Below are 9,637 nucleotides of genomic sequence, written 5' to 3'. Positions count from 1 at the left end.
TTGTTGGTCGGTGAGGGGGAAGACGTCGATCCGCGTGCGTTGGCGGCGCAGCAGCCGGGGGATGTGCTGTCGGCTCCGGCGAAGCCGCCGACTGACGATGCGCTTCGGGCGTTGATTCAGTTGCACGGGGAGATCGAGCCGATGGACATGCCGAGTGTTTCGGTGCCGGCCGGGGAGTGGGGCACCGGCGCGTGGGCGCCCATGGAGATCAAGCCTGACGGTCCGGCCGGCAGTGTCGATCCCAACGATCCGGACCAGCCGATCCCCGCCCCTGGCGCGTAGCCGAAGACGTACCCGGAAGTAGGAGAAAGCGTGAGTTACGTCGATCCCCCCGCGCCGAGACCGCTCCAGCCGGGCGAGACCCCGCCCGCGCCGTCCAGTTCCGACCTGCTCACTCCGGGCGGCCAGGCCACCACCTGGGTCTTCAACCCGGAGTACCAGCGCCTGGTCGACCTCTGGTTCCAGGTTCTCCCGCTGATGGAGCAGCTGACCACGTCGCTCGACAAGCCGTACCAGATGGCCAGGAGCACCGACGTCTGGGACGCGCCCGTCGCGAAGCGCTACATCCAGGACATGGGCGAGTGGCGCAACCGCCTGGGCCTGTACCGCCAGGCCGTGCTGACCGCGATCAGCGACCAGGCGGCCGACACCCCGCGCTGGATCCCCAGCAAGGCGGGAGCCCCGCACGCCTATTCGTGATCCCGCGCGCGGGTGACGCCGCGCAGGCGAGGGGTGTCGCGTCCGACGGGGCGAAATGCGGACGAGCGGGGAGGACTCCCGCGCGGCCGGGCGTGAAGCTATGGCCAAGGGTCGACCGTGCTTCAAGTGACCCGCAAGCGGGGTGCGCTACTTTCTGCACACCGGTAAGCGCGCCACCCGTCGTCCAGATCGCGCATCCGAGCGAAGTTTTCGTCGGGTTCTGTGTCGTTATACCGTCACAACTGCTCCTTCGATCCGGGAAACTAGGTCCGTGCGCGAATACTTCCTTGTGGCGCTCGTCACCGCCGTTGTCACCTATCTGCTGGTGCCTCCGGTCCGGGCCTTCGCGCTGCGCATCGGCGCGGCGCCCGAGGTCAGGGAACGTGACGTGCACAAGGTGCCGACCCCCCGGCTCGGCGGCCTGGCGATGTTCGGCGGTATGGCCGCCGGTCTGCTGGTGGCCACCAACCTGCCCTGGGTGGGCGGCGCCCTCGACCAGCAGTCGGGCCAGACCGCGATGGCGTTGCTCGCGGCAGGCGGACTGATCGTGGTGACCGGCTTCCTGGACGACTGGCTCGGCATGGACGCGCTGGTCAAGCTGGGCGGCCAGATCGCCGCCGGCGGTCTGCTGGTCTACTACGGCGTCACCCTGCGCTACCTGCCGCTGCCCTCCAACATGGGCGGCGAGCTGAGCCTGGACACCAACCTCCAGGTCGTCATCACCATCATGATCGTGGTCGTCACCATCAACGCGGTGAACTTCGTCGACGGTCTGGACGGCCTGGCCGCCGGCATCGTCGGCATCGCCGCGCTGGCCACCCTGGTCTACTCGATGGTGCTCTCGCAGAGCCTGCAGGCCACCCGCATCAACCTGACCGCCGTGGTCGCGTCGCTGCTGATCGGCATGTGCCTGGGCTTCCTGCCGCACAACTTCAACCCGGCGAAGATCTTCATGGGCGACACCGGCGCCATGCTGATCGGCCTGATCCTGGCCACCTCGCTGGTCACCATCGTCTCCTCGGTGCCGAGCGCGGCCCTGCAGGTCAACCGGTTCCCGCTGCTGCTGCCGGTGCTGCTCCCCGTCGCCGTCCTGGTGCTGCCGCTGGCCGACCTGATCATGGCGGTGGTCCGCCGTACCTCAGCGGGCATGTCGCCGTTCGCGCCCGACCGCGGCCATCTTCACCACCGCCTGCTCGACATCGGCCACTCGCACCGCCGCAGCGTCCTGATCATGTACGCCTGGACGTTCCTGTTCGCGTTCGCCCTGGTCGCGCTCTCGGTCGAGGGTGTGCCCGTCGAGGTGTTCCCGCCGATCATCGCGGTGGCCATCGCCATCCTGGTGCTGCTGTCGCGGCAGCGCTGGCGGTCCACCGGCGGGAACGGGCGTGGCGGGGCGCACGCCGCCCATAGAATGCCCCCGCCGGCCGACTCCTCCGACTCCCAGTCGGGTACGGCCGCCGCGACCGCCACACCGAGAGCTACGGCAACTACCGGGTGAAATGCCCCGAAAAAGCAGGTAAAGGCACTCCACGTAGAGCTTGTGATAGCTTTCACTAGCAGGGTCCCCTCCGTAAGGGGAAGCAAACGCTCGGTTGATCGCACTTTTGACAACAGGCTTCGGGAGTCGTGATGCAGGCCAACGACGTGCGCGTACTCAAGGGCGCCGCCGTGCCTACCGTGTTGGTTGGACTGGTCGTCGCCGCGGTGGCGGCCATCCTGGCGGGATTCCCCGGCGCGCTCGGCGCCGTGATCGGCCTGCTGGTCGTGGTCGTGTTCTTCACCATCGGCCTGGTCGCGGTGGCGTACGCCGGCCGGGTCTCGCCGATGATGATGATGACCGCGGCCGTGGTCAGCTACCTGGTCAAGGTCCTGGTCCTGATGGTGCTGCTGAAGACCTTCGAGACGGCCACCGCCTTCGAGCCGCGCGCGTTCGGATGGGCCGCGATCGTCGGCACCGTCGCCTGGACCGTGGGCGAGATGCGCGGATTCATGAAGTTGAAGCTGCTCTATGTGGACCCAGATACGAAAGTCCCGGGTTCCGATGGCGCGTGAGGGGCCCGATATGACTAGTCACCCCTGCGCCTGCTATCGTCGGCCCCGCGATGAGCGAGAGGAAAATCCGGCCCGAGGACGACGGCCGCGACTTCGCCAGCGCCGCCTGGTCGATCCCCAGCTATCTACTCTCCGGGATGATCTTGTACGGCGGAGCCGGCTGGTTGCTGAGCCGTTGGACCGGCGTGGTCGCGTTCACGCCCATCGGCTTGATCCTCGGCGTAGCACTCGCCGTCTACCTGGTCTACCGGAAGTACGGCAGCTAGCCCCCGGCTGTCTGGCCGACGAAGCCTCTTTGACGATCCACTATCACGCTGAAGGGAACGCCGCGTGAATACGCTGACGGTCCTCGCTTCCGGGGCTTCCGGGGCTTCCGAGGATGTGTTCACCCCGCCCGGCCTGGAGCTGTTCGACGCTCCGCCGCTCATCTCCGGGGTGGCCTGGTTCACCAAGCCGGTTCTGCTCGCCATCCTCAGCACGCTGATCGTAGTGATCTTCTGCTGGTCCGCGTTCGCCAAGCCCAAGCTGGTGCCGCGCGGGATCCAGAACGTCGGCGAGATGGGCTACATGTTCGTCCGCGACCAGGTCGCCCGGCCGTTCCTCGGCAAGGACGCCGACCGGTGGATGGGCCTGCTGCTCAGCATCTTCTTCATGGTCTGGATCTGGAACCTGATGGGCGTCATCCCCGTCCTCCAGTTCCCGGTGGCCTCGCACATCGCCTTCCCGATCGTGCTCGCCGCCACGATCTACATCCTGAAGATCTACCTGGGCATCAAGCACCAGGGCCCCATCGGCTACTTCAAGAACATGATGTTCCCCCCGGGCCTGCCCAAGCCGATCTACTTCCTGCTGGCCCCCATCGAGTTCCTGTCGAACCTGATCATCGCGCCCTTCACGCACGCCGTCCGACTGTTCGCGAACATGTTCGCCGGCCACATCATCCTGGCCTTCTTCAGCCTGGTCGGCTTCTGGTTCCTGTTCGAGAAACTCACCCCGCTCGGCGCCGGCCTCGGCGTCGTGGGCGTCGTCATGACGATCGCCATGACCGGGTTCGAGATGTTCATCCAGTTCCTGCAGGCGTTCCTGTTCGCGATGCTGGCCGCCATGTACATCGGCAACTCGCTGCACGCCGACCACTGAGACGTCAAGCACCTTCAAGTTTGCCCAGACCGGTGGGGGAATCTCCCATCGGCCCACCCAGTAAAGGAAGAGAAAATGAGCGTCCTCGCTGAGGTCACCGGCTCCCTCGGTTCCATCGGTTACGGCCTCGCCGCCATCGGCCCCGGCATCGGCGTCGGCATCATCTTCGGTCAGGGTGTCCAGGCCATCGCCCGCCAGCCGGAGGCGTACGGCCTGATCCGCCAGAACATGCTGCTGGGCTTCGTGCTTACCGAGGCCCTCGCCCTGATCGGCCTGGTCGCGCCGTTCATGTTCGGTCAGTAACGAACAACACTTGACGGAAGGCTGCACCCATGAAACTGGCAGCTACGCTCCTGGCCGCGGAAGGGAGCAACCCCCTACTCCCGCACACCTACGAACTCGTCGTCGGCGTCTTCGCGTTCGCCGTCGTCGTGATCGTCGTCGGTAAGATCCTCACCCCGCGCATCCAGAAGGCGCTGGCTGAGCGGACCGAGGCGATCGAAGGCGGGATCAAGAAGGCCGAGGACGCGCAGGCCGAGGCCCAGGCGGTCCTCAAGCAGTACCACGACCAGCTCCAGGCCGCCCGTCAGGAAGCCGCCCGGCTTCGGGACGAGGCCCGCGAGCAGGGCGCCCAGATCAAGGCGGACCTCCAGGAGGAGGCCCGGGCCGAGGCGCAGCGCATCATCGCCGCCGCGCACGCCCAGATCGAGGCGGACAAGCAGCAGGCCCTGGCCCAGCTGCGCGCCGAGATCGGCCGTCTCTCCACCGACCTGGCCGGCCGCATCGTCGGCGAGTCGCTGGAGGACGAGGCCCGTCAGCGCCGCATCGTCGACCGGTTCCTCGAGGAGCTCGAGAACACCAACGCGGCGGTTCGGTAATGCGCGGTCTGAGCAGGACGTCGCTGGCCGAGGTCGAGGAGCGGTTCAACAGCGTCGCCGGGTCGGCCGACCTGGGCGAGCTGTCCGACGAGCTCTTCGCGGTGGCCGACCTGTTCGACCGCGAGCACGGCCTGCGGCGCACGCTCTCCGATGCCTCCCGTCCGGCGGACGCGAAAGCGGGCGCCGTGCGCGCCCTGCTGGCGGGCAAGGTGGGCACGGCCGCGCTGGAGACCACGGTGGCCGTGGTCGAGGCACGCTGGTCGCAGTCCGGCGACCTGGCCGACGCCCTGGAGCGGCTCGGCGTGATCGCCGCCGCCACCGAGGCGGAGAGCCACGAGCAGCTGGACGACGTCGAGGACGAGCTGTTCCGGTTCGGCCGCATCCTGGCCGCCAACCCGGACCTGCGGCGCGTCCTGGCCGACCCGGCCAAGCCCGGCAAGGAGCAGCTGCTCGACGGTCTGCTCGGCGGCAAGGTCGCGCCGGCCACGCTCCGTCTGATCAGGCATCTCGTGGCACAGCCGCGGGGACGTAGCCTGGAAGCGGGCCTGGAGGAGTGCGGCCGGCTCGTCGCGTTGCAGCGGCAGCGTCTGGTGGCCGTGGTCAGCAGCGCCGTACCGCTCTCGGACGAGCAGAAGGAGCGGCTCGCGGCCTGGCTGCGGGCGACTTACGGTCGTGACGTCCACCTGAACGTGGAGGTGGACCCCAAGGTGCTCGGTGGGTTCTCGGTCAAGATCGGGGACGAGATCATCGATACCACCATCGCTGGACGTATTGAAGAAGTCCGCCGCCGGTTGGCCGGCTAGGCGAAATAGGGAGACAGGAAGAGATGGCGGAGCTGACGATCCGGCCGGACGAGATTCGGGACGCGCTTGAGCGCTTCGTCCAGGCGTACGAGCCGGAAGGCGCGGCGCGCGAGGAGATCGGGACCGTCGTCGACTGCGGCGACGGCATCGCCCATGTCTCCGGCCTGCCCTCGACGATGGCGAACGAGCTGCTGGAGTTCGAGGACGGTACGCGCGGCCTGGCGCTGAACCTGGACGTCCGGGAAATCGGTGTGGTTATCCTGGGCGACTTCAGCAGTATCGAGGAAGGCCAGCAGGTACGGCGGACCGGCCAGGTCCTGTCCGTGCCGATCGGCGACAACTTCCTCGGCCGTGTGGTGGACCCGCTGGGCAACCCCCTCGACGGCAAGGGCGCGATCGAGGCCGAGGGCCGCCGCGCCCTGGAGACCCAGGCGCCTTCGGTGGTCCAGCGGCAGCCGGTGAAGGAGCCGCTGCAGACCGGCCTCAAGGCGATCGACGCCATGACGCCGATCGGGCGCGGCCAGCGCCAGCTGATCATCGGTGACCGCGGTACCGGCAAGACGGCCATCGCGGTGGACACGATCCTGAACCAGAAGGACAACTGGCTCTCCGGCGACCCGACGAAGCAGGTCCGCTGCGTCTACGTCGCGATCGGCCAGAAGGGTTCGACGATCGCGCAGGTCAAGGGCCGCCTGGAGGAGGCCGGCGCGCTGGAGTACACGACCATCGTGGCCGCTCCCGCGTCCGACCCGGCGGGCTTCAAGTACCTCGCCCCCTACACCGGTTCGGCCATCGGCCAGCACTGGATGTACCAGGGCAAGCACGTGCTCATCGTCTTCGACGACCTGACCAAGCAGGCCGACGCGTACCGCGCCGTCTCGCTGCTGCTGCGCCGTCCGCCGGGCCGTGAGGCGTTCCCCGGCGACGTCTTCTACTTGCACTCCCGGCTCCTGGAGCGCTGCGCGAAGCTGTCGCAGGACATGGGCTCGGGCTCGATGACCGGTCTGCCGATCATCGAGACCAAGGGCAACGACGTGTCGGCGTTCATCCCGACCAACGTCATCTCCATCACCGACGGTCAGTGCTTCCTGGAGACCGACCTGTTCAACTCGGGCGTCCGCCCGGCCATCAACGTCGGTGTCTCGGTCTCCCGAGTCGGTGGCTCCGCCCAGATCAAGGCCATGAAGAAGGTGGCGGGCACGCTCCGCCTCTCGCTCTCCCAGTTCCGTGACCTGGAGGCGTTCGCGTCGTTCGCGTCCGACCTGGACGCGACCTCGCGGGCCCAGCTGGAGCGCGGCTCCCGCCTTGTGGAGCTGCTCAAGCAGCCGCAGTACTCGCCGTTCGCGGTCGAGCGGCAGGTCGTCTCGGTGTGGGCCGGCACCACCGGCGAGCTGGACGACGTCCCGATCGAGGACATCCGCCGCTTCGAGAGCGAGTTCCTGGACTACCTGAACAGCTCCCACAAGGGCGTCTTCGACGGCATCCGGGAGTCCAAGGACCTCGGCGACGACGCGGTGACCACGCTGAAGAGCGCGATCACCGAGTTCAAGAAGGGCTTCACCACCTCCTCCGGCGAACTGCTGGTCAAGGACGAGCCGGTGGCGCCCCTCAACGCCGAAGAGGTCGGCCAGGAGAAGATCGTCAAGCACGTCCGCAAGACCGAGGGGCGCTGATCTATGGGCGCCCAGCTCAGACTGCTGCGGCGGCGGATCAAGTCGGTCAAGTCAACCGCGAAGATCACGCGCGCGCAGGAGCTCATCGCCTCCTCGCGCATCGTGAAGGCGCAGCAGCGCATGCAGGCCGCGGTGCCGTACGAGCGGGAGATCACGCGCGCCGTCACCGGGGTCGTCAGCAACACCAGCACGGTCAGCCACCCGCTGACGGTGGCGAAGGAGCAGCCCCGGCGCGCCGGGGTGCTCATCGTCACCAGCGACAGCGGGTTCTGCGGCGGCTTCAACGCCAACATCCTGCGTGAGGCCGAGGCGCTGGCCGGGCTGCTGCGCGGCAAGGGCATCGAGCCGACGCCGTTCGTGACCGGCCGCAAGGGTGTCACCTGGCACTCCTTCCGGCACCGGGAGATGGGCGGGCAGTGGACCGGGTTCTCCCGGCGGCCCGCCTACGCCGACGCCAAGGCCATCGCGGACACGCTGATCGAGGCGTTCACGGAAGAGAACGGGATCGACGAGATCCACATCGTCTCGACCGAGTTCGTGTCGATGCTGACGCAGGAGGTCGTGGTCAAGCGCATCCTGCCGCTGGTGGTCGAGGAGACCACCGAGGCGCCGCCGACGCCGCTGCCCTACTTCGAGTTCGAGCCGACCGCGGGCGCCGTGCTGGACTCGCTGCTGCCGCGCTACATCGAGTCGCGCATCTTCACCGCGCTGCTCCAGTCGGCGGCCTCGGAGGAGGCCGCCCGGCGGCGCGCGATGAAGTCGGCGACCGACAACGCCAACGAGCTCATCCGCGTGTTCACCATGCAGATGAACCAGGCTCGCCAGGCCGAGATCACCCAGGAAATCAGCGAGATCGTCGGTGGCGCGAACGCGCTGGCCGACGCCGCCGCGGGGAAAGAGTGAAATGACTGCACAGACTGTTGAGACCGGCGTGGGCCGCGTCGCCCGAGTCACCGGTCCCGTCGTCGACGTGGAGTTCCCCGTCGAGGCGATGCCGGACATCTACAACGCCCTGAACGTCGACGTCACCCTCAACACCGAGGGCGAGGACGTCACCAAGACGCTGACCCTGGAAGTGGCCCAGCACCTGGGCGACAACCTGGTCCGCGCGATCTCCATGCAGCCCACCGACGGCCTGGTCCGCGGCGCGGCGGTGTCCGACTCGGGCAAGCCGATCTCGGTGCCGGTCGGCGACGTGGTCAAGGGTCACGTGTGGAACGCGCTGGGCGAGTCCCTGGACGTGCCGACCGCGTCGCTGAAGATCACCGAGACGTGGGGCATCCACCGCCCGTCCCCGGCGTTCGACCAGCTGGAGTCGCGCACCGAGATGCTGCCCACCGGCATCAAGGTCATCGACCTGCTCACCCCGTACGTGAAGGGTGGGAAGATCGGCCTGTTCGGCGGCGCGGGCGTGGGCAAGACCGTGCTGATCCAGGAGATGATCCGCCGGGTCGCGCTGAAGTTCTCGGGCACCTCGTGCTTCGCGGGCGTCGGCGAGCGTACCCGTGAGGGCAACGACCTCTGGCTGGAGATGGAGGAGGCGGGCGTCCTCAAGGACACCGCGCTCGTCTTCGGCCAGATGGACGAGCCCCCGGGCACCCGGCTCCGGGTCGCGCTCTCCGCGCTGACCATGGCGGAGTACTTCCGCGATGTGCAGAAGCAGGACGTGCTGCTGTTCATCGACAACATCTTCCGGTTCACCCAGGCGGGTTCCGAGGTCTCCACGCTGCTCGGGCGTATGCCGTCCGCGGTGGGTTACCAGCCGACGCTGGCCGACGAGATGGGCGTGCTGCAGGAGCGCATCACCTCCACCCGCGGTCACTCGATCACCTCCATGCAGGCGATCTACGTGCCGGCCGACGACATCACCGACCCGGCGCCGCACAACGCGTTCGCGCACCTGGACGCGCAGACGGTGCTCTCGCGGCCGATCTCGGAGAAGGGCATCTACCCGGCGGTGGACCCGCTGGACTCCTCCTCCCGGATCCTGGACCCGCAGGTCATCGGCGAGGAGCACTACGCGGTCGCCCAGGAGACCAAGCGGATCCTGCAGAAGTACAAGGAGCTCCAGGACATCATCGCCATCCTGGGCATCGACGAGCTCTCCGAGGACGACAAGGTCACCGTCCAGCGGGCGCGCCGCATCGAGCGGTTCCTCTCCCACCCGATGTACGCCGCCGAGGCGTTCACCGGTCAGCCGGGCGAGTTCGTGCCGCTGGACGAGACGATCGCCTCCTTCAAGGGCCTCTGCGCGGGTGAGTACGACCACCTGCCCGAGCAGGCGTTCTTCATGGTCGGCGGCATCGAGCAGGCCATCGCCAAGGCCAAGGAACTGGCTCGCTAATCGTGAAACGCCGGCCCGGGACGACCGGGTCGGCGTTTTGGAGGTAAC

12 protein-coding genes are annotated in these 9,637 nt (G+C 67.9%); all 12 read left to right on the top strand.

Annotated elements, in window-relative coordinates; all coding sequences use genetic code 11:
* Positions 1-282 (top strand): hypothetical protein (locus Aph01nite_RS26830; protein WP_204043770.1); only part of this gene is annotated, 282 nt, incomplete at its 5' end.
* 30 nt (positions 283-312) lie between these two features.
* Complete coding sequence (locus Aph01nite_RS26825; RefSeq protein WP_204043769.1) at positions 313-699, top strand: hypothetical protein; 387 nt, start codon at positions 313-315, stop codon at positions 697-699.
* 271 nt (positions 700-970) lie between these two features.
* Positions 971-2,197 carry a glycosyltransferase family 4 protein gene (locus Aph01nite_RS26820; protein ID WP_204043768.1) on the top strand — a complete coding sequence of 409 codons (1,227 nt, stop codon included), beginning with the start codon at positions 971-973 and terminating at the stop codon, positions 2,195-2,197.
* Between the two features lie 131 nt (positions 2,198-2,328).
* On the top strand, positions 2,329-2,751 hold the full coding sequence (locus Aph01nite_RS26815) for a Cg1360 family ATP-synthase-associated protein (protein ID WP_204043767.1): 423 nt from the start codon (positions 2,329-2,331) through the stop codon (positions 2,749-2,751).
* A gap of 50 nt (positions 2,752-2,801) precedes the next feature.
* Positions 2,802-3,017 (top strand): AtpZ/AtpI family protein, encoded by a 216-nt coding sequence (locus tag Aph01nite_RS26810; protein ID WP_204043766.1) that lies wholly within the window; start codon positions 2,802-2,804, stop codon positions 3,015-3,017.
* Positions 3,018-3,081: 64 nt separating this feature from the next.
* On the top strand, positions 3,082-3,891 hold the full coding sequence (atpB, locus tag Aph01nite_RS26805) for a F0F1 ATP synthase subunit A (protein ID WP_204043765.1): 810 nt from the start codon (positions 3,082-3,084) through the stop codon (positions 3,889-3,891).
* Positions 3,892-3,966: 75 nt separating this feature from the next.
* Positions 3,967-4,194 carry an ATP synthase F0 subunit C gene (atpE, locus tag Aph01nite_RS26800; RefSeq protein WP_155347320.1) on the top strand — a complete coding sequence of 76 codons (228 nt, stop codon included), beginning with the start codon at positions 3,967-3,969 and terminating at the stop codon, positions 4,192-4,194.
* 29 nt (positions 4,195-4,223) lie between these two features.
* Complete coding sequence (locus Aph01nite_RS26795; RefSeq protein WP_204043764.1) at positions 4,224-4,769, top strand: F0F1 ATP synthase subunit B; 546 nt, start codon at positions 4,224-4,226, stop codon at positions 4,767-4,769.
* Complete coding sequence (locus Aph01nite_RS26790) at positions 4,769-5,572, top strand: F0F1 ATP synthase subunit delta (RefSeq protein ID WP_204043763.1); 804 nt, start codon at positions 4,769-4,771, stop codon at positions 5,570-5,572. The genes Aph01nite_RS26795 and Aph01nite_RS26790 overlap by 1 nt, the downstream gene beginning before the upstream one ends.
* Positions 5,573-5,595: 23 nt before the next feature.
* Complete coding sequence (gene atpA / locus Aph01nite_RS26785) at positions 5,596-7,245, top strand: F0F1 ATP synthase subunit alpha (protein ID WP_204043762.1); 1,650 nt, start codon at positions 5,596-5,598, stop codon at positions 7,243-7,245.
* A 3-nt stretch (positions 7,246-7,248) separates the two neighbouring features.
* Positions 7,249-8,148 (top strand): F0F1 ATP synthase subunit gamma, encoded by a 900-nt coding sequence (locus tag Aph01nite_RS26780; protein WP_204043761.1) that lies wholly within the window; start codon positions 7,249-7,251, stop codon positions 8,146-8,148.
* A 1-nt stretch (position 8,149) separates the two neighbouring features.
* Positions 8,150-9,589 carry a F0F1 ATP synthase subunit beta gene (gene atpD, locus Aph01nite_RS26775; protein WP_204043760.1) on the top strand — a complete coding sequence of 480 codons (1,440 nt, stop codon included), beginning with the start codon at positions 8,150-8,152 and terminating at the stop codon, positions 9,587-9,589.
* The last annotated feature ends 48 nt before the right edge of the window (positions 9,590-9,637 follow it).

Origin of the sequence: Acrocarpospora phusangensis (genome assembly GCF_016862995.1) — a bacterium.
GTDB classification, from domain to species: domain Bacteria; phylum Actinomycetota; class Actinomycetes; order Streptosporangiales; family Streptosporangiaceae; genus Acrocarpospora; species Acrocarpospora phusangensis.
The sequence above is the reverse complement of the archived record's forward strand: the minus strand, read 5'-3'. Positions and strand labels throughout refer to the sequence as shown.